The sequence below is a fragment of the Streptomyces sp. NPDC044044 genome (assembly GCF_056434405.1).
On the sequence record NZ_JBWKFG010000006.1, the window covers coordinates 347,851 to 367,497 of the forward strand.

The window sequence follows — 19,647 nt, forward strand, 5'->3', positions numbered from 1 at the left end:
CGAATAGGGGAGAGAGCAGACAGTCCCCAAGGCTACCGTCCGGGCGGAGATCGCTTTCCGGATTACTGCGCGGATCACCCCGGGGGCGCCTCCCGCCACCCCCGGCGGTGGCGACTTGTCCATCGATCTTCCTAAAGTGGGTCAATGCGCACCGACGATCCCCTGCAACAGGCGGGGGACGAACCCCTGCCTCCCGTGCGGGACGTCCTCGCCGCCATCGCGACCGGCCTGTGGCGCTGGGACAACGCGGCCGGCACCGTCACGCTCGACGCCGAGGCGGCCCGGCTCCTCGGGCTTCCCCCGCGGGCCCAGACGCTCACCGAGGCGGGCGTGCGCTCCCGCTTCCACCCCGTCGACTGGAACGAGATCGACGGCATCGTCCAGCTCGCCGTCGCCGAGGGCACCCTGGCCGAGGCCCGTCTGCGGATCATGGACGAGCAGGGGCGCCGTGTCCTGCGCATCGTGCGCAGCCGCTCCAAGCCGATCGTGGACCAGGCCTCGCACTCGTACGAGCTCATCGGCACCCTGCAGGAGGTCACCGAGCCCCCGCCGGGCGCCGCCGCCCGCAGCCCGGTCACCGGCGACTGGCGGCGCTCCCGCGAGGCGTTCCTGCTGGATGCCGGGCGCGCGCTCGCCGAGGCGAGGTCGACGGAGGAGGTGCTCCGGGTCGCGAGCGGGCTCTCCATGCCGGGGTTCTCGCCGGACGGACTCGGTGTCTTCGGGGTCGAGGGCGACCGGCTCAAGGTCATCGGGCACCACGGGCACCAGCCGGGGGACGACCTGCCCTTCTCGGCGATGCCCCTGGACACGGACTATCCGGCCGCCGAGGTGGTCCGCACGGGCCGCGCGGTCTATCTCTCCTCGCCCGAGGAGTACCACCGCCGCTATCCCGCCACCTGGCCGCTGGCCCAGCCCTTCGAGCGGCAGTCGTGGGCGTTCTTGCCGCTGACCGTCGCGGGCCGCACGATGGGCGCCTGGCTCGCCGCCTTCGCCTACCCCGTCTCCTTCACGCCGGACGAGCGCTCCGTCCTGACGACGGTGGCCAGGATGCTGGCCCAGGCCCTGTCGCGGGCCGGGGTCGCCGAGTCGGAGCGGGAGCTGACGGAGGGTCTCCAGCGCTCGATGCTGCCGCTGCTCGGGCCGCGCATCCCGGGGATGAGCGTGGCCGCGCGGTATGTGCCGACCGGCGGCGGGCTCCAGGTGGGCGGCGACTGGTACGACATGATCCCGCTGCCCAACGGCCGCATCGCCTTCGTCATCGGCGACGTCCAGGGGCACGACGTGCGCGCGGCGGGCCTGATGGGGCAGCTGCGGATCGCCCTGCGCGCATATGCCTCCGAGGGCCACCGCCCGGACGCCGTGCTCTCCCGGGCGACCCGCTTCCTCTCGGGGATCACGGACGGCATCGCGATCGGCTCGGACGGCGACGCCGGCGGCGACCCCTCCGACCCGCGCTTCGCGACCTGCCTCTACGTGGAGGCGGACCCGGCCACCGGCGTCCTGGAGATCGCCCGCGCGGGCCACCCTGAGCCCGCGATACGGATGAGCGACGGAACGGTCCTGCTGCGCCCCACGGCGGGCGGTCTGCCGCTGGGCATCGACCCGGACGCGGACTACCCCACGACCCGCCTCGTCCTGGAGTCCGGCGAGACGATGCTGGTCTGCACCGACGGCCTCATCGAGACCGGCGGCCACGACCTGGACAGCGGCTGGAAGCGGATCCGCACGATCCTGGAGGAGCACGGGGGCGACGGGGACGACGACGGCCTGGAAGAGCTCGCCGACACCCTCGTACAGGCCGTGCACGGCCCCTCGTCGCACCACACCACGGGGTCCCTCGTGGACCGCCGCGAGGACGACATAGCGGTCCTGCTGCTGCGCAGGGCCGCCCACCCCGCCCACCGCACGCCCGCACGCCGCACCGTCCTGACGGTCGCGCAGGCCGAGCCGGAGCGGATCGCGGGGGCGCGGCGCCATGTGCGGGAGCTGCTGCACGACTGGGCGGTCGCCGACCAGGTCGACTCGGCGGTCCTGATGGTCTCCGAGATGATCACGAACGTACTGGTGCACACGGACGGCGACGCGCTGCTCGTCGCCGAGGTCATCGGGGAGCCGGGCTCGCGCCGGCTGCGGGCCGAGGTCTCGGACGGCAGCGACGACCTGCCGCACAAGCGCCACCCCGGTGAACTGGCGTCGTCCGGGCGGGGGTTGGTCCTGATGGAGCTGCTCGCCGACGAGTGGGGGGTGGACCCGAGGGGCGAGGGCAAGAGCATCTGGTTCGAGCTCTACGAGGGGGCCGCGGAGCCCTCCACTGGGCCCTCGGAGGCGTCCGGCCCGGCCGAGCCCGCCGGATAGCGTTCCCGAAGCTCGGAGATCACCCCGAAGGCCGCCGCCGTCACCGGCACCGCGAGGAGCATCCCCAAGATCCCCGCCACGGAGGCCCCCGCGGTGATCGCCAGCATGACGACCGCCGGGTGCATCTGCACGGTCCGCGACTGGATCACCGGCTGCAGCACGTGCCCTTCGAGGACCTGCACGGCGAGTACGACACCGAGCGCCCACAGCGCGATGATCACCCCGCGGTCGGCGAGCGCGACCAGGACGGCGACGGCGCCGGAGATGAACGCGCCCAGATACGGGATGTAGGCGCCGATGAAGACGAGCGCGCCGAGCCCCCACGCCCCCGGCACCCGCAGGATCAGAAGACCGACGGTGATGCAGATGGCGTCGATGAGCGCGATGAACGTGGTGCCGCGCATGAAGCCCTCGACGGCCTCGAAGGCGCGCCGGCCCATCGCCTCGACGGTGTCGGCGGTGCCGCGCGGGGCGAGCGAGCGCATGGAGCCCATGGCCCGGTCGGAGTCGCGCAGGAAGAAGAAGACGAGAAGGAGCGCGAGGACGGCCATGGCGATCATCTCGCCGACGACGCTGAGCCCGCTGATCACTCCGGACGCGGCGGATCCGCCGAACTTGCCGAGCAGGTCCTTGGCGTTGGACGCCATGTCGTCCAGGGACGTCCCCGCGGCGCCGAAGTGCTCGGAGAGGTCGGTGGCGGCCTGCTTCAGGGAGGCGACGATCTGGTCGCCGGTGTCGATCAGCGCCTTGACCACGATGTACATCGCGCCGCCGACCACCGCGAGGACGACCGCACAGGTGAGACCCGCGGCCAGTGAGCGCTGCACCTTCATCTTCAGGAGCCAGCGGTAGACGGGACCCAGGAGCGCCGTGCCGAGCAGGGCGAGCAGCACCGGTGTGACGGCCGTCTTGAAGATGACGACGAGCCAGATCGCCACGGCTGCCACGCCGGTGACGAGCAGGAGGACGGCGCACCAGGCGGCGGTGCGCCGTGCGGGCTCGGGCAGAAGGGTGCTCACCCTCCTACCCGAGCATGGGCCGCGTGGGCCCGCACCTTCTGTACGGCTACATGCCGTGCACGGCAGGGACCGTGCCGAGCAGACCCTTCTGGAAGTCCTCGAAGGCCTGCTGCAGCTCGGCCTGACTGTTCATCACGAACGGGCCGTAGTGCGCCATCGGCTCACGGATCGGCTGTCCGCCGAGCAGCACGACCTCCAGGTCGGGGGTGTTCCCGTCCTGCTTCTCGTCCGCGCGGACGGTCAGCGAGGAGCCCGCGCCGAAGACCGCCGTCTGGCCCATGTGCACCGGGCGGCGCTCGGCTCCGACCGTGCCGCGCCCCGCGAGCACGTACGCGAGGCCGTTGAAGTCCTCGCGCCAGGGGAGCGTGACCTCGGCGCCGGGGCGCACGGTCGCGTGGATCATCGTGATCGGCGTGTGGGTGATGCCGGGTCCGTCGTGCCCGTCGAGCTCACCGGCGATGACGCGCAGGAGCGCGCCGCCGTCGGGGGTGGTCAGGAGCTGCACCTGGCCGCCGCGGATGTCCTGGTAGCGGGGGTCCATCATCTTGTCCCGCGCGGGCAGGTTCACCCACAGCTGGAGGCCGTGGAAGAGGCCGCCGGACTGGACGAGGGACTCCGGCGGTGCCTCGATGTGCAGGAGGCCCGATCCGGCGGTCATCCACTGGGTGTCGCCGTTCTGGATGGTGCCGCCGCCACCGTTCGAGTCCTGGTGCACGAACGTTCCGTCGATCAGGTACGTGACCGTCTCGAAGCCGCGGTGCGGGTGCCAGGGGGTGCCCTTGGGCTCCCCGGCTCCGTACTCCACCTCGCCCATCTGGTCCATCATGATGAACGGGTCGAGGTACTTGTAGTTGATCCCCGCGAACGCCCGGCGCACCGGGAAGCCCTCGCCCTCGAAACCGCTCGGCGCGGTCGTCACGGCGAGCACGGGGCGGGCCACGGCGTCGGCGGACGCGGCCACGCGGGGCAGGGTCAGCGGGTTCTCCACGGTCACAGCGGGCATGTCGGTGCCTCCTTCTCGTACGCTCAGTTTAGTTGAACGTAGAACTTCTTGCCACCGGGAACGCGAGACGCCCGGAGGGAATTCCCCCCGGGCGTCTCATCTGGCCTGAAACGGCCTGCGGTGGCCTGCGGCGGCCCGCACGGCAGCGGCGGCTAGCCGTACATCCGGCGCATCGCGAAGTCGACCATCTGCTCGACGGCCTTGGCGTCGAAGACCATGCGGTGCTCGCCCTCCATGTCGAGCACGAAGCCGTACCCCGTCGGCAGGAGGTCGATGACCTCCGCGCCCGTGATCACGAAGTACTTGGACTCCTTGCCCGCGTACCGGCGCAGCTCCTTGAGCGAGGTGAACATCGGGATCACGGGCTGCTGGGTGTTGTGCAGGGCGAGGAAGCCGGGGTTGTCGCCGCGCGGGCAGTAGACCTTCGAGGTGGCGAAGGCCTGCTGGAAGTCCTCCGCGGACATCGAGCCCGTGGTGAAGGCGCGCACCGCGTCCGCGAGGGACGGGGGCGACGGCTCGGGGTAGAGCGGGGGCTGCTGGGCGTAACCGCCCGCGCCGCCCGGCATCTGCTGCGGCGGCGGCTGCGCCCCGGGCGGGGCGTACTGCTGCTGGGCGCCTGGGCTCTGGTCGTAGCCGTACATGTCCGCAAGAGTACTGAGCCCACGAGAGGACTGAGTCACAGATGACCTATTAGGGGTTGCTTCTTATTACTGGCGGGTAGCATCATCGTAGCTACCAGCTGGTACTGATCCCGTTGATCCCTTTTCTGCTTACGGAGCCGTCGCCATGGGGCACTACAAGTCGAATCTCCGCGACATCGAGTTCAACCTCTTCGAGGTGCTCGGCCGCGACAAGCTGTACGGCACCGGCCCGTTCGCGGAGATGGACGTCGACACCGCCAAGAGCATCCTCGAGGAGCTGCGCCGCCTCGCCGAGAACGAGCTGGCGGAGTCCTTCACGGATGCCGACCGCAACCCGCCGGTCTTCGACCCGGCGACCAACACCGCGCCGGTCCCGGCGTCCTTCAAGAAGAGCTACCAGGCCTTCATGGACTCCGAGTACTGGCGTCTGGGCCTGCCCGAGGGCATCGGCGGCACGACCGCCCCCCGCTCCCTGATCTGGGGTTACGCGGAGCTGCTCCTGGGCGCCAACCCGGCCGTCTGGATGTACTCGTCCGGTCCGGCGTTCGCGGGCATCCTGCACGACGAGGGCAACGAGGCGCAGAAGAAGATCGCCGCGATCGCCGTCGAGAAGCAGTGGGGCTCGACGATGGTCCTGACCGAGCCGGACGCCGGTTCGGACGTCGGTGCGGGCCGCACCAAGGCGACTCCGCAGGAGGACGGCTCCTGGCACATCGAGGGCGTGAAGCGCTTCATCACGTCCGGTGAGCACGACATGTCGGAGAACATCCTCCACTACGTCCTCGCCCGCCCCGAGGGCCACGGCCCCGGCACGAAGGGCCTCTCGCTCTTCCTGGTCCCGAAGTTCGAGTTCGACTGGGAGACCGGCGAGCTGGGCGAGCGCAACGGCGTGTACGCCACGAACGTCGAGCACAAGATGGGCCTCAAGGCCTCCAACACCTGCGAGATGACGTTCGGCGACCAGCACCCCGCCAAGGGCTGGCTGATCGGCGACAAGCACGACGGCATCCGCCAGATGTTCATGATCATCGAGTTCGCCCGCATGATGGTCGGCACGAAGGCCATCGCGACGCTCTCGACGGGTTACCTGAACGCCCTGGAGTACGCCAAGGAGCGCGTGCAGGGCCCGGACCTCGCCCAGTTCATGGACAAGACGGCGCCCAAGGTCACGATCACGCACCACCCGGACGTACGCCGCTCGCTGATGACGCAGAAGGCGTACGCGGAGGGCATGCGCGCCCTGGTCCTGCACACGGCGGCGGTCCAGGACGACATCGCGGTGAAGGAGGCGGAGGGCGAGGACGCGTCGGCGCTCATCGCCCTGAACGACCTCCTCCTGCCGATCGTGAAGGGCTACGGCTCGGAGAAGTCGTACGAGCAGCTGGCGCAGTCGCTCCAGACGTTCGGCGGCTCGGGGTACCTCCAGGAGTACCCGATCGAGCAGTACATCCGTGACGCCAAGATCGACACCCTCTACGAGGGCACGACGGCCATCCAGGGCCAGGACTACTTCTTCCGGAAGATCGTCCGCAACCAGGGTGCCGCGCTGAACGGCCTCGCCGAGGAGATCAAGAAGTTCCTCGCGGTCGGCACGGGCGGCGAGGGCCTGGCCGGGGCCCGCGAGGAGCTGGCCAAGGCCGCGGTCGAGCTGGAGGCCATCGTCGGCGTCATGCTGACGGACCTCGCGGCCACGGAGCAGGACGTGAAGTCCATCTACAAGGTGGGCCTCAACACGACCCGCCTCCTGATGGTCTCCGGCGACGTCGTCGTCGGCTACCTCCTGCTGCGGGGTGCGGCGGTCGCCGCCGAGAAGCTGGAGACGGCCTCGGCGAAGGACAAGCCCTTCTACGAGGGCAAGATCGCGGCGGCCAAGTTCTTCGCCGCGAACGTCCTGCCGGGCGTCGCGAACGAGCGGAAGCTGGCGGAGAGCGTGGAGCTGGACCTCATGGAGCTGGACGAGGCGGCGTTCTAGCCTCCACGACACTTCAGGCGGCCCGCTCCCGATACGGGGGCGGGCCGCGGCATTTCCGCCCGGCGCGGCAGCGGCGCGAGTGGGTCTCAGTGCAGGGCCCCCCGGCCAGAAGACGGTACAAGCAGGCCGGACACGGGCACATCCGGTACAGAACCTCCCGGAAAAGGCCCCCCTCGCCCCGAGGAACCGCTAGCTAGGCTGGAAGCCATGAGCACACCTGCCCGCTTCGACCGCGGCCACTCCGACGACCTCATGACCTTCCTGGCGGCAAGCCCCTCCCCGTACCACGCAGTGGCGACCGCCGCCGAGCGGCTGGAGAAGGCCGGTTTCCGGCAGGTCGAGGAGACCGACGCCTGGGACGGGTCGACCGGCGGGAAGTATGTGCAGCGCGGCGGCGCGATCGTCGCCTGGTACGTCCCCGAAGGCGCCTCCGCCCACACCCCGTACCGCATCGTCGGCGCCCACACCGACTCCCCCAACCTCCGCGTCAAGCCGAAGCCGGACGCCGGCGCGCACGGCTGGCGGCAGGTCGCGGTCGAGATCTACGGCGGCCCGCTGCTCAACTCCTGGCTCGACCGCGACCTCGGCCTCGCCGGGCGCCTCTCGCTGCGGGACGGCTCGACGCGCCTCGTGAACATCGACCGGCCGCTCCTGCGCGTCCCGCAGCTGGCGATCCACATGGACCGCGGGGTCATCGCCGACGGCCTCAAGCTCGACAAGCAGAAGCACATGCAGCCCATCTGGGGGCTCGGCGACGACGTGCACGAGGGCGACCTCATCCACTTCCTGGAGGAGGAGTCGGGGCTCGCCCCCGGCGACGTCACCGGCTGGGACCTGATGACGCACCCCATCGAGGCACCCTCCTACCTCGGCCGCGACCGCGACCTCATCGCGGGCCCCCGCATGGACAACCTGCTCTCCGTGCACGCGTGTACGGCGGCGCTCGCCGCCGTCGCCACGGCGGACGGCGCCGACTCCCTTCCGTACATCCCCGTGCTCGCCGCCTTCGACCACGAGGAGAACGGCTCGCAGTCCGACACGGGCGCGGACGGCCCGCTGCTCGGCAGCGTCCTGGAGCGGTCCGTGTTCGCGCGCGGCGGCACGTACGAGGACAGGGCCCGCGCCTTCGCCGGCACCGTCTGCCTCTCCTCCGACACCGGCCACGCCGTGCACCCCAACTACGCGGAGCGGCACGACCCGACGCACCACCCGCGCGCCAACGGCGGCCCGATCCTCAAGGTCAACGTCAACAACCGGTACGCCACGGACGGCGCCGGACGTGCCGTGTTCGCCGCCGCGTGCGAGAAGGCCGGCGTGCCCTTCCAGAGCTTCGTGTCGAACAACGCGATGCCCTGCGGCACGACGATCGGGCCGATCACCGCGGCTCGGCACGGCATCAAGACGGTCGACATCGGCGTCGCGATCCTCTCCATGCACAGCGTGCGCGAGCTGTGCGGGGCGGACGATCCGCACCTGCTGGCCAACGCGTTGGTCGCGTTCCTCGAAGGCTGAGGGAACAGGGACGAGGGATCAAGGCCGACGACTGACGCCGACGGCTGAACGTCAATCTCCGCTTCTCCGTGTGGCCGTGGCGGCTCCGGGTACCCGGGTGCCAGCCACGACATAGGGAGGCGGTCCACATGGGCCTGGGCGGATGCATCATCCTCATCGCCGTCGGCGCCATACTGGCGTTCGCCACCGACTGGGAGCTGGACGGCATCAATCTCACCGTCACCGGCCTGATCATGATGGCCGTGGGCGTGATCGGTGTCGCCGTGTTCACCAACGCACGCCGCAAGACGGTCGTGCCGCCGGGCGCCACGGTGATCAGGACAGAAGACGACCACCACTGACACCCCCACCGACACCACCGAGGCCACCACCGCGGCCACCGACCTCCGCCGGGCCCGGCAGCCGCACCCCCACGGCTGCCGGGCCCGTCACGGTGAACTCCCCCGGCTTCCCCCGCTGTCATGCCCGCCACGGGGTAGTCATGGCCACATGAAACTTCTCGTACGCGACCGGCTGCTCGGCATCGGCGACGACTACTGGATCGAGGACGACCAGGGCCAGAAGGTCTTCCTCGTCGACGGCAAGGCGATGCGCCTGCGCGAGACCTTCGAGCTCAAGGACATGCAGGGCCGCGTCCTCATCGACATCCGCGCCAAGATGCTGGCACTGCGCGACACCATGGTGATCGAACGGGACGGCGACCCACTGGCCACGGTCAAGCGCAAGCGCCTCTCGCTCCTGCGCAACCACTACCGCGTGGACCTGGTCGACGGCACCGAACTCGACGTGAGCGGCAAGATCCTGGACCGCGAGTTCGCCATCGAGTACGACGGCGAACTCCTGGCCGACATCTCGCGGCGCTGGTTCCGGGTCCGCGAGACGTACGGCCTCCACGTCACCCGGGACGACGCCGACGCGTCCCTGCTCCTTGCCGTCGCGGTCTGCGTGATCCGCCTGGCGGAGAAGGAACGCGGCGACGACGAGGACTAGCGCCGGGGGGCCGCGACTCCGAGCAACCGGTCCTTCAACGCGGGGAACTGCTCCCGCGTGGCCGCGACCTTCGCGGGATCGAGGTCGACGGTGAGGACCTCCTCACCGTCCCCCGCCTCGGCGAGCACCTCGCCCCAGGGGTCGACGACGACGCTGTGCCCGGCCTGGGGAACCCCGGCATGCGTACCGCCGGTGCCACAGGCAAGGACGTACACCTGGTCCTCGACCGCCCGCGCCCGAGCGAACAGCGTCCAGTGCTCCCGCCGCCGCGCGGGCCACCCCGCGGGAACGACGAACATCTCCGCGCCCGCGTCGACGAGCCCCCGGAACAGCTCGGGGAAGCGGAGGTCGTAGCACGTGGCGAGCCCGATCGCCGCCGAAGGCGTCCGCACCGTCACCAGATCGCTGCCCGCCCCCATCAGGACGGCCTCGCCCTTGTCGAAGCCGAACCGGTGGATCTTCCGGTACGAGGCGGCGAGTTCGCCCTCGGGCGAGAAGACGAGCGAGGTGTTGTAGAGGTCTCCGGAAGCGTCCCGCTCCGGGATCGACCCCGCGTGCAGCCAGACGCCCGCGTCACTCGCGGCCTTGGCCATCGCCTCGTACGTAGGCCCTTCCAGCGGCTCCGCCTCGCTCGCGAACGACTCGTACGCGAAGGCGCCCGTGGTCCACAGTTCGGGGAGAACGACGAGATCCGGCCGCTCACGCTCGGCTACCTCACGTACCAGTGAAGAGACCCGCGAGCGGCGGGAATTGACCGATTCGCCCTCGTCTACGGCGATCTGGATGAGGGAGGCGCGCACACTACCACCGTCCTGGCATTCGAGCCGTCAATGCAGGCCTACGATCGTCACACGAAAGCACTGCCGGGGTGCCTGTGGGCAGCGTACTGTGATTTTCCGGGGGACCCCCCCGGACCCCCATTACGCGTCTCAGACACCCACCGCCCGCGTACGACCGTCGAGGGGTCCCGTGAGTCTCCATCCCAGCCTGCAAACCTACGCCGACGCCTGGACCCAATCCGTATCAGCCATATCCGAGCTGGTGTCACCGCTCGCCGAGGGAGAGTGGAACTGGGCCACGCCCTGCCCCGGCTGGTCGGTGCGGGATGTCGTCTCCCACGTCATAGGCCTGGACTGCGAGATGCTGGGCGACCCGCGCCCCATCCACACCCTGCCCCGCGACCTGTACCACGTACAGACCGAGGGCCAGCGGTACATGGAGGTACAGGTCGACGTCCGGCGCCACCACACCGCGCCCGAGATGACCTCCGAGCTGGAGTACACGATCATCCGCCGCTCGCGGCAGCTGCGGAACGAGTCGCGCGACCCGTCCCACAAGATCCGCGGCCCGCTGGGCACCGAGCAGACCCTCGAACTGGCCACGCGGATGCGCGCGTTCGACGTCTGGGTGCATGAGCAGGATCTGCGGACGACGCTGAAGAAGCCCGGCAACCTGGACTCGCAGGGAGCGCTCGTGGCGCGCGACCTCCTCCTGCACGGCCTGCCCAAGGTCGTCGCCAAGAAGGCCGCGGCGCCCGCCAATTCGGCGGTCGTCTTCGATGTGAGCGGCCCCGTCGAGTTCCTGCGCACGGTCCGTGTCGACGCCGACGGCCACGCCACGGTCGACAGCGCCCCCTCGCTCGGCCCGCTCGCCACGCTGAGCCTGGACTGGGAGACGTACTTCCGCCTGGCGTGCGGCCGCATCACGTACGCGTCCGTGGCCGACCGGATCAAGGTCGAGGGCGATCACGGCCTGGGCGAGGCGATCCTGCGGGAGTTCGCCGTCACGCCGTAGCCCTCGGGCCACGCGGGCGCGCCTCAGACAGGGACGTGCACGGCCTCCACGCGGCTGGCGACAAGCCGCTCCCTCTCCCGGCGCACCGCGCGCGTCCGCAGCCGCAGGATCTGGCTGAGGCCGATCGCTTCGAGGACGAAGACGGCGGAGAAGGCGATGCGGTAGTTGTCGCCGGTCGCGTCCAGGAGGACGCCGATGGCGAGCAGTGTCGTCATGGAGGCGACGAAGCCGCCCATGTTCACGATGCCCGACGCGGTGCCCTGCCGCTCCGGCGGATTGGCGGGCCGCGCGAAGTCGAAGCCGATCATGGACGCGGGCCCGCAGGAGCCGAGCACGACGCAGAGCGCGATGAGCAGCCCCATCGGGGCGTGGTCGCCGGGGTAGTGGATCGTGACCGCCCACATCACGGCCGTCGCCGCGACGGTGCCGATGGCCAGCGGGGTGCGCGCCGCGTGGTGCCGGGCGACGATCTGGCCGTAGACCAGGCCCACGACCATGTTGGACAGCACGACGAGGGTGAGCAGTGCCCCGGCCGTGGCGCGCGAGAGCCCTTGCGCCTCGACGAGGAACGGCAGGCCCCACAGGAGCAGGAAGACCATCGCGGGGAACTGCGTGGTGAAGTGCACCCAGAGACCGAGCCGGGTGCCGGGCTCGCGCCAGCTGAGGGCGATCTGCTTGCGCACGAAGGCCCCACCGGTGTGCGACGCCGGCTCCGGCTCGTGGCCCTCGGGGTGGTCCTTGAGGAACAGCGTCATCAGTACGAGGACGACGACGCCGCACAGCGCGCTGCCCGCGAAGGCTGCGGTCCAGCCGACGGAGTGCAGGAGCCGGGCGAGGACGAGGGTGGAGACGAGGTTGCCCGCCATGCCGACCAGACCGGCGAGCTGGGCGACCAGCGGGCCGCGCCGGGCCGGGAACCAGCGGGTGCCCAGGCGCAGCACGCTGATGAAGGTCAGCGCGTCACCGCAGCCGAGCAGCGCGCGGGACGCGAGCGCCATCCCGTACGAGGGCGAGAACGCGAAGCCGAGCTGCCCGAGTGTGAAGAGCACGACGCCGATGGTCAGCACGCGCTTGGTGCCGAGCCGGTCGACCATCAGGCCGACGGGTATCTGCATGCCCGCGTAGACGAGGAGCTGGAGGATCGAGAAGGTGGAGAGCGCGGAGGCGTTGACGTGGAAGCGGTCGGCGGCGTCGAGCCCGGCGACGCCGAGGGAGGTCCGGAAGATGACGGCGACGAAGTAGACGGCGACGCCGATGCCCCAGACGAGCACGGCCTTGCGACCACCGGGCGGGTCACCGGGGAGGGAGACGGGGGCGGAGGGCGAGCTCATCGGACCTCGCCCCGCGCGAGATCCCGGAACCACCCGACGTGCCGGGTGACCACACCCACGGCCCCGTCCGCGTCCCCGGCGCGCAACGCGTCGAGGATCTCCTCGTGCTCGGCGAGCGTCTTGGCGATCCGGTCGGGATGCGAGTGCATCACCGCGACGCCCATCCGCAACTGCCGGTCCCGGAGCTGGTCGTAGAGACGGGCGAGGATCTCGTTCCCCCCGCTCCGCACGATCTCGGCGTGAAAGCACCGGTCGGTCACGGCGGCAGCGGAAAGGTCACCGGCGGCGGCCTGCTCCCGCTGCTGGGCCAGCAGTTCCTCCAGGCGGGCGATGAGACCCCCCGGCGCCGGCACCGCCTTGCGCACCGAGTGCGTCTCCACCAGGAGCCGCGTCTCGACGACGTCGGCGATCTCCTGCACGGACACCGGCAGGACCAGCGCCCCCTTCTTCGGATAAAGGCGAAGGAGTCCCTCCACCTCCAGCTTCAGGAGGGCCTCGCGCACCGGCGTGCGGGACACCCCGACGGCCTCGGCGAGCTCGCCCTCGGTGAGCAGCGTGCCGCCCTCGTACCGGCGGTCGAGCACGCCCTGCTTGACGTGCGCGTACACGCGCTCCGCTGCGGGCGGTGGCTTCAGGGCTCGCGTGGGGGACGAGGCGGGTGCGACAGGCATGCGCACAGCATAGATACAACACGTACCCATAAGGACGTCCAGTCCACGATTCGGACTTCACCCCCCTGGGAGCACATCCATCCGCCCCTCTCGTGCGTCTCACCATCGAGCGGCACCCTCATGTGGCCGCATTCCAGGGGCATTTGGAGCACAGACCTTGAAAACCCGCATTAAGGGCATTCGTCGCGCATCGGCAGTTATCGTCACCGCGGGTGCGGTACTCGCGGGCGGAGCCCTCACGACCCCGGCCCATGCGGCCGCGCTGCCCAAGCCGTCGATCGCCGCCAAGGGCGGCTTCGTGATGAACAACGGCACGGGCAAGACGCTCTTCACCAAGGCCGCGGACACCCGCCGGTCCACCGGCTCCACCACCAAGATCATGACGGCCAAGGTGGTGCTCTCGCAGCCGAACCTCAACCTCAACTCCAAGGTCAAGATCGAGAAGGCCTACAGCGACTACATCGTCAGGAACACCGCCTCGTCCGCCCGCCTGATCGTCGGCGACAAGGTCACCGTCCGCCAGCTCCTGTACGGCCTGATGCTGCCGTCCGGCTGCGACGCGGCGTACGCGCTCGCGGACAAGTTCGGCAAGGGCTCCACCCGCTCCGCCCGCGTGAAGTCGTTCATCGGCAAGATGAACTCCCAGGCCAGGACCCTCGGCCTGCGCAACACGCACTTCGACTCGTTCGACGGCATCGGCGGCGCGGGCAACTACTCCACGCCCCGCGACCTGACGAAGCTCGCCAGCAGCGCGATGAAGAGCTCCACGTTCCGTACGGTCGTGAAGACGAAGTCGACGAAGCAGAAGGTCACCACGAAGAGCGGTGGCTACCGCTACATGTCGTGGTCGAACACGAACAACCTGCTCAGCAGCTACAGCGGCGCGATCGGCGTGAAGACCGGCTCCGGCCCGCAGGCCAAGTACTGCCTCGTCTTCGCCGCGACCCGCAACGGCAAGACGGTCATCGGCACGGTCCTCACCTCGACCTCCGCGACCAACCGCACGAAGGACGCGAAGAAGCTGATGGACTACGGCTTCAAGAAGTAGGCCCGACGCGGTGGCCCCGACGGGGACACGAAGAGGGGGCCCGCCGCAGCACGCGGCGGGCCCCCTCTTCGTACGGGCTATGCCCAGGTGATCAGCCGCTTGGGCTGCTCCAGGATCGCCGCCACATCAGCGAGCACCTTCGAGCCGAGCTCGCCGTCGACCAGGCGGTGGTCGAAGGAGAGCGCGAGCGTTGTCACCTGACGCGGCTTGACCTTGCCCTTGTGGACCCAGGGCTGGAGCTTGATCGCGCCGACCGCGAGGATCGCGGACTCGCCGGGGTTCAGGATCGGCGTACCGGTGTCGACGCCGAAGACGCCGACGTTCGAGATGGTGACCGTGCCGCCCTGCATCGCGGCGGGGGTCGTCTTGCCGTCCTTGGCCGTGGACACCAACTCGCCCAGCGACGCGGCCAGTTCGGGCAGCGTCTTGGCGTGCGCGTCCTTGATGTTCGGGACGACCAGGCCGCGCGGCGTCGCCGCGGCGATGCCCAGATTCACGTAGTGCTTCTGGACGATCTCCTGATTCGCCTCGTCCCAGGCCGCGTTGACGTCCGGGTTGCGCCGGATCGCCACGAGGAGCGCCTTGGAGATGAGCAGCAGCGGATTGACCCGCAGGCCCGCGAAGGCCTTGTCCACCTTGAGCTCGTCGACCAGCTTCATCGTCCGCGTCACGTCCACCGTCACGAACTCCGTGACGTGCGGCGCCGTGAAGGCCGAGCCGACCATCGCCTGGGCGATGGCCTTGCGGACGCCCTTGACGGGGATCCGCGTCTCGCGGGCGTCGCCGCCCACCGCCGGGGCGGCAGCGGCGGGCGCGTCGGCGGCCACCGGCTGCGGCGCGGACACGAGGGCGGAAGCGGGAGCGGAAGCAGGCGCGGGGGCGGGCGTCGTGGCGGAGGCCACCGCCGCGTGCACGTCCTCGCGCGTGATGATCCCGTCGGCCCCGGACGGGACGATGGCCGTGAGGTCAACTCCCAGGTCCTTGGCGAGCTTGCGCACCGGCGGCTTGGCCAGCGGACGCTCACCGGCGGGGGCGGGAGTGGCCGGGGCGGGGGCGGCAGCCGTGCCGGAGCCGTTCAGTTCGGCCTGGACCGCCGCCGCGTAGTACGTCCCCGCGGCCTCGGCCTGCTCCGAAGCGGCCTTGCGCGCGCGGCGCTTCGTCGAGGACTCCGCGACCCCATAGCCCACGAGCACGGGCTGGCGCCCGGCGGGAGCTGCCTCCTCCTCAGGGGCGGGGGCGGCTGCCTCAGCGGGCGCGGCGGTCTCGGCGGGCGCGCTGCCACCGGACACGTCCACCGAGATGATCACCTGGCCGACGTCGACCGTGGTGCCCTCGGGGAAGCGCAGTTCACGTACGACACCGTTGAACGGAATGGGCAGCTCGACGGCGGCCTTGGCCGTCTCGACCTCGCACACCACCTGCCCGTCGGTGACCGTGTCGCCCGGCGCCACGAACCACTTGAGGATCTCCGCCTCGGTGAGCCCCTCGCCCACGTCGGGCATCTTGAACTCGGCCAGCGCAGCGTCTGTCATCGTCGTCACGACCCTCTCCCTCAGTACGCCAGCGAGCGGTCGACAGTGTCGAGCACCCGGTCGAGGCCCGGCAGGTACTCCTCTTCCAACCGCGCCGGCGGATACGGCGCGTGGAAGCCGCCGACCCGCAGCACGGGAGCTTCGAGGTGGTAGAAGCAGCGCTCGGTGATGCGGGCCGCGATCTCCGCGCCCGTGCCCAGGAAGACCGGGGCCTCGTGGACCACGACGAGCCGCCGCGTCTTCTCGACCGAGGCCTGCACCGCGTCGAAGTCCATCGGCGACATGGAGCGCAGGTCCACGACCTCAAGGGACTTGCCCTCCTCGGCGGCGGCCGCCGCTGCCTCCAGACAGACCTTCACCATCGGGCCGTACGCGACGAGCGTCAGGTCCGTGCCCTCGCGGGCGACCCGGGCCTTGTGCAGCGGCGCCGGGATGGCCTCCGTGTCGACCTCGCTCTTGTCCCAGTAGCGACGCTTCGGCTCGAAGAAGATCACCGGGTCGTCGCTCTGGATGGCCTGCTGCATCATCCAGTAGGCGTCCGACGAGTTCGAGGGCGAGACGACCTTGAGGCCCGCCACGTGCGCGAACAGCGCCTCGGGCGACTCGCTGTGGTGCTCGACGGCGCCGATGCCGCCGCCGTACGGAATGCGGATGACGACCGGCATCTTGATCTTGCCGAGCGCGCGGGCGTGCATCTTCGCGAGCTGCGTGACGATCTGGTCGTACGCCGGGAAGACGAAGCCGTCGAACTGGATCTCCACCACCGGGCGGTAGCCCCGCAGGGCCAGGCCGATGGCCGTGCCGACGATGCCGGACTCCGCGAGCGGGGTGTCGATGACACGCTCCTCGCCGAAGTCCTTCTGCAGCCCGTCGGTCACACGGAAGACGCCGCCGAGCTTGCCGACGTCCTCGCCCATGATGAGGACCTTGGGGTCGGTGTCGAGCGCGGTGCGCAGCGATTCGTTGATCGCTTTGGCAAGGGGAAGTTTCTGTACGCCCATGGTCACTTACCGCCTTCGTCCGCGAACGACGCCTGGTACGCGGCGAACTGGGCGCGCTCCTCGTCGACCAGCGCATGCCCGTCCGCATACGCGTTCTCGAAGATCGACATCAGATCCGGATCCGGCATCGCCCGCACCACCTCTCGCACTCGCTTTCCCAACGCTTCGCTCTCCGCCTCGAGTTCCGCGAAAAATCCCTCATCCGCGTGACCTTCGGCCTCGAGGTAGGTCCGCAGGCGCAGGATCGGGTCCTTGGCCTCCCAGGCCTCGCGCTCCTCGTCCCTGCGGTACTTGGTCGGGTCGTCGGACGTGGTGTGCGCGCCCATGCGGTAGGTGAACGCCTCGATGAGCGCCGGGCCCTCGCCCGTACGCGCCCGCTCAAGGGCCCACTTGGTGACGGCGAGCACGGCGAGCACGTCGTTGCCGTCGACCCGTACACCCGGGAAGCCATAGCCCTGCGCGCGCTGGTAGAGCGGCACGCGGGTCTGCTTCTCGGTGGGCTCGGAGATCGCCCACTGGTTGTTCTGGCAGAAGAACACGACGGGGGCGTTGTAGACCGCGGAGAAGGTGAACGCCTCGGCGACGTCGCCCTGGCTGGACGCGCCGTCCCCGAAGTACGCGATCACGGCCGAGTCCGCGCCGTCCTTGGCCACGCCCATCGCGTAACCGGTGGCGTGCAGGGTCTGCGAGCCGATGACGATCGTGTACAGGTGGAAGTTGTTGGTGTTCGGGTCCCAGCCGCCGTTGTTCACGCCGCGGAACATGCCGAGCAGGTTCGTCGGGTCGACACCGCGGCACCAGGCGACGCCGTGCTCGCGGTAGGTCGGGAAGACGTAGTCGTCGTCGCGGGTGGCGCGGCCCGAGCCGATCTGGGCGGCCTCCTGGCCGAGCAGCGACGCCCACAGGCCCAGCTCGCCCTGGCGCTGCAGGGAGGTGGCCTCGGCGTCGAAGCGGCGGGTGAGGACCATGTCGCGGTAGAGGGCGCGCATGTCGTCGGCGGTGATGTCCGCGACGTAGCCGTCGTACTCGGCGTTCTTGACCCGCTTGCCCTCGGGGGTCAGCAGCTGGACAAGCTGGGGTTCCGTGCTTTTCTTCGGCGCGGCCTTCTTGGCGCTTGCGCGCTTCCCGCCGCTTGTAGTGCTGCGGCGCGGTGTGCGCGCGGCGGTGCTCTCCACGGTCACGTGTGCTCCTCCGTCGGTCCGGCCCCCGGGATTACCGGGTAAGCCAGTGCGGCTCGCCTGATCCGTGCCCGCGCACGGGGTGGGTGCGACTCGGCCGGGAACAGGCGTGACAGGTGCCCCGGCGAGCGCCCTGCACAATGCACGTTACCCAGTGCTTCCCAATTCTGTGAAACCCCATCTGACCTGCGAATTTGCTTGGATTTCCAAGTATCTGACTGCTTGGATTTCCGAGTAAATGCAGAAAGTCGGGAACAGTTCCTGGTCACAGCACTGATCACAGCCTGGCAGGGGGCCGGAACACCGGCACGTTATCCCGGCCACCCCACGCACGGGAAGAGTTCAGCTCAGGCACTGCGAGAGATCGTGTGTGAGACTGGCTCCGTGCGCGAAGACGGAAAAATTACGGTATTTCTCCTCGACGACCATGAAGTGGTCCGCCGTGGAGTCCATGAGCTGCTCTCCGTGGAGTCCGACATCGAGGTCGTCGGCGAAGCCGGAACGGCTGCGGACGCCCTGGTCAGGATCCCCGCGACCCGACCCGATGTGGCCGTGCTCGACGTGCGGCTCCCGGACGGCAGCGGTGTCGAGGTCTGCCGCGAGATCCGTTCACAGAACGAGGACATCAAATGCCTGATGCTGACCTCGTTCGCGGACGACGAGGCTCTCTTCGACGCGATCATGGCGGGCGCTTCCGGTTATGTCCTGAAGGCCATTCGCGGCAATGAACTGCTCTCCGCCGTACGTGACGTGGCGGCCGGAAAGTCCCTGCTCGACCCCGTCGCCACGGCCCGGGTCCTGGAGCGCCTGCGCGACGGCAACACCCCCAAGGGCGACGACCGTCTGTCGAACCTCACGGACCAGGAGCGCAAGATCCTCGACCTGATCGGCGAGGGTCTGACCAACCGGGTGATCGGCGAACGGCTGCACCTCGCCGAGAAGACGATCAAGAATTACGTGTCCAGCCTGCTCTCCAAGCTCGGCATGGAGCGGCGCTCGCAGGCCGCGGCGTACGTGGCGCGCATGCAGGCGGAGCAGAACCACTGACACGCACCCGTCACCCTGCGTCACGGTTTGTGATCGGAAACGGGACTTACGTCCCCGTCCCCTAGGGGCGGGATCCCCTTCCCCGGCCCCCGCCGGTGCCGGAGGGTGGACGCATGCCTTCCGACGATCTGGAACAGGACGAACGGCTCGCCTTCGAACTGCTCGGCCGCACCGACTACGGCCGGGTCGCGACCAGCATGCGCGCGCTGCCCTTCCTCGCCGCCGCCCGCCACGTCGTCGTGGACGGACGCATCCTGCTGCGGATGCACAGCGGATACGGCTATCACCAGGCCTGCATCGGCAGTGTCGTCGCCTACGGGGCGGACAACCTCAGCGCGGAGACCGCGCGCACGGGCCAGTGGACCGTACAGTTCGTCGGCCTCTGTGAAGCCGTCGAGCCGACCAACGACGAGCTGGAGCTCTTCGGCCCCGGCCCGCACTACGTGGACGGTGAGCTCTACGACCCGGTCTACATGCGCATAGAGCCGCAGCTGGCCACGGTGCACACCCTCCAGGGCGGCCGGGAGCGACAGCTTCAGCGCATCTTCTAGGA

18 protein-coding genes are annotated in these 19,647 nt (G+C 69.9%); 9 read left to right on the forward strand and 9 right to left on the reverse strand.

The window, feature by feature from the left end; translation table 11 throughout:
* Positions 1-144: 144 nt before the first annotated feature.
* The gene (locus AC07AG_RS24095; protein ID WP_478757532.1) at positions 145-2,355 is read left to right on the forward strand and encodes a SpoIIE family protein phosphatase; all 2,211 of its coding nucleotides are present in this window, start codon (positions 145-147) and stop codon (positions 2,353-2,355) included.
* Here the strand turns inward: AC07AG_RS24095 and AC07AG_RS24100 are convergent.
* The 3 genes from AC07AG_RS24100 to AC07AG_RS24110 all read right to left on the reverse strand — a co-directional run bounded on the left by AC07AG_RS24100 (position 2,286) and on the right by AC07AG_RS24110 (position 5,018).
* Positions 2,286-3,374, reverse strand: a complete 1,089-nt coding sequence (locus AC07AG_RS24100; protein WP_478757534.1) for an AI-2E family transporter — start codon at positions 3,372-3,374, stop codon at positions 2,286-2,288. The genes AC07AG_RS24095 and AC07AG_RS24100 overlap by 70 nt on opposite strands.
* A gap of 46 nt (positions 3,375-3,420) precedes the next feature.
* Positions 3,421-4,377 (reverse strand): pirin family protein, encoded by a 957-nt coding sequence (locus AC07AG_RS24105; RefSeq protein WP_478757536.1) that lies wholly within the window; start codon positions 4,375-4,377, stop codon positions 3,421-3,423.
* Positions 4,378-4,529: 152 nt separating this feature from the next.
* A complete protein-coding gene (locus AC07AG_RS24110) occupies positions 4,530-5,018 on the reverse strand; it encodes an SseB family protein (protein ID WP_135331823.1) in 489 nt (162 codons plus the stop codon).
* Positions 5,019-5,163: 145 nt separating this feature from the next.
* Here AC07AG_RS24110 and AC07AG_RS24115 point away from each other — a divergent pair, with 145 nt between their 5' ends.
* From AC07AG_RS24115 to AC07AG_RS24130, 4 genes are all read left to right on the forward strand, one after another.
* Positions 5,164-6,990, forward strand: a complete 1,827-nt coding sequence (locus AC07AG_RS24115) for an acyl-CoA dehydrogenase (RefSeq protein WP_478757538.1) — start codon at positions 5,164-5,166, stop codon at positions 6,988-6,990.
* A 207-nt stretch (positions 6,991-7,197) separates the two neighbouring features.
* Positions 7,198-8,502, forward strand: a complete 1,305-nt coding sequence (locus AC07AG_RS24120; protein ID WP_478757540.1) for a M18 family aminopeptidase — start codon at positions 7,198-7,200, stop codon at positions 8,500-8,502.
* 128 nt (positions 8,503-8,630) lie between these two features.
* Positions 8,631-8,843 carry a DUF6458 family protein gene (locus AC07AG_RS24125; RefSeq protein WP_478757542.1) on the forward strand — a complete coding sequence of 71 codons (213 nt, stop codon included), beginning with the start codon at positions 8,631-8,633 and terminating at the stop codon, positions 8,841-8,843.
* A gap of 148 nt (positions 8,844-8,991) precedes the next feature.
* Entirely contained in the window at positions 8,992-9,492 is a 501-nt protein-coding gene (locus tag AC07AG_RS24130; protein WP_478757544.1) for an LURP-one-related/scramblase family protein, read from the forward strand.
* Here AC07AG_RS24130 and AC07AG_RS24135 read toward each other — a convergent pair.
* Positions 9,489-10,292 carry a carbon-nitrogen family hydrolase gene (locus AC07AG_RS24135; RefSeq protein WP_478757546.1) on the reverse strand — a complete coding sequence of 268 codons (804 nt, stop codon included), beginning with the start codon at positions 10,290-10,292 and terminating at the stop codon, positions 9,489-9,491. The genes AC07AG_RS24130 and AC07AG_RS24135 overlap by 4 nt on opposite strands.
* 169 nt (positions 10,293-10,461) lie before the next feature.
* On the opposite strand from AC07AG_RS24135, the gene AC07AG_RS24140 reads away from it, so the two are divergent.
* Positions 10,462-11,286, forward strand: coding sequence for a maleylpyruvate isomerase family mycothiol-dependent enzyme (locus tag AC07AG_RS24140; protein ID WP_478757548.1), 825 nt, complete (start codon positions 10,462-10,464; stop codon positions 11,284-11,286).
* A 23-nt stretch (positions 11,287-11,309) separates the two neighbouring features.
* Here the strand turns inward: AC07AG_RS24140 and AC07AG_RS24145 are convergent, their stop codons facing one another.
* Entirely contained in the window at positions 11,310-12,617 is a 1,308-nt protein-coding gene (locus AC07AG_RS24145; protein ID WP_478757550.1) for an MFS transporter, read from the reverse strand.
* The gene (locus AC07AG_RS24150; protein WP_478757551.1) at positions 12,614-13,288 is read right to left on the reverse strand and encodes a GntR family transcriptional regulator; all 675 of its coding nucleotides are present in this window, start codon (positions 13,286-13,288) and stop codon (positions 12,614-12,616) included. Before AC07AG_RS24150 ends, AC07AG_RS24145 begins: the two co-directional genes overlap by 4 nt.
* Before the next feature lie 157 nt (positions 13,289-13,445).
* Here AC07AG_RS24150 and AC07AG_RS24155 point away from each other — a divergent pair, with 157 nt between their 5' ends.
* Positions 13,446-14,336: a D-alanyl-D-alanine carboxypeptidase family protein gene (locus AC07AG_RS24155; protein ID WP_478757553.1), complete on the forward strand. Its 891-nt coding sequence runs from the start codon at positions 13,446-13,448 to the stop codon at positions 14,334-14,336.
* A 77-nt stretch (positions 14,337-14,413) separates the two neighbouring features.
* On the opposite strand, the gene AC07AG_RS24160 is transcribed toward AC07AG_RS24155, so the two are convergent.
* Genes AC07AG_RS24160 through pdhA form a run of 3 tightly spaced genes read right to left on the reverse strand, consistent with a single transcriptional unit; the run spans position 14,414 to position 18,050 of the window.
* On the reverse strand, positions 14,414-15,877 hold the full coding sequence (locus AC07AG_RS24160; RefSeq protein WP_478757555.1) for a dihydrolipoamide acetyltransferase family protein: 1,464 nt from the start codon (positions 15,875-15,877) through the stop codon (positions 14,414-14,416).
* An 11-nt stretch (positions 15,878-15,888) separates the two neighbouring features.
* On the reverse strand, positions 15,889-16,869 hold the full coding sequence (locus AC07AG_RS24165) for an alpha-ketoacid dehydrogenase subunit beta (RefSeq protein WP_478757556.1): 981 nt from the start codon (positions 16,867-16,869) through the stop codon (positions 15,889-15,891).
* A 2-nt stretch (positions 16,870-16,871) separates the two neighbouring features.
* Positions 16,872-18,050, reverse strand: coding sequence for a pyruvate dehydrogenase (acetyl-transferring) E1 component subunit alpha (gene pdhA / locus AC07AG_RS24170; protein ID WP_478757558.1), 1,179 nt, complete (start codon positions 18,048-18,050; stop codon positions 16,872-16,874).
* Between the two features lie 381 nt (positions 18,051-18,431).
* Here pdhA and AC07AG_RS24175 point away from each other — a divergent pair, with 381 nt between their 5' ends.
* Complete coding sequence (locus AC07AG_RS24175) at positions 18,432-19,094, forward strand: response regulator (protein ID WP_249588831.1); 663 nt, start codon at positions 18,432-18,434, stop codon at positions 19,092-19,094.
* Positions 19,095-19,207: 113 nt separating this feature from the next.
* The gene (locus AC07AG_RS24180) at positions 19,208-19,645 is read left to right on the forward strand and encodes a pyridoxamine 5'-phosphate oxidase family protein (RefSeq protein WP_478757560.1); all 438 of its coding nucleotides are present in this window, start codon (positions 19,208-19,210) and stop codon (positions 19,643-19,645) included.
* The last annotated feature ends 2 nt before the right edge of the window (positions 19,646-19,647 follow it).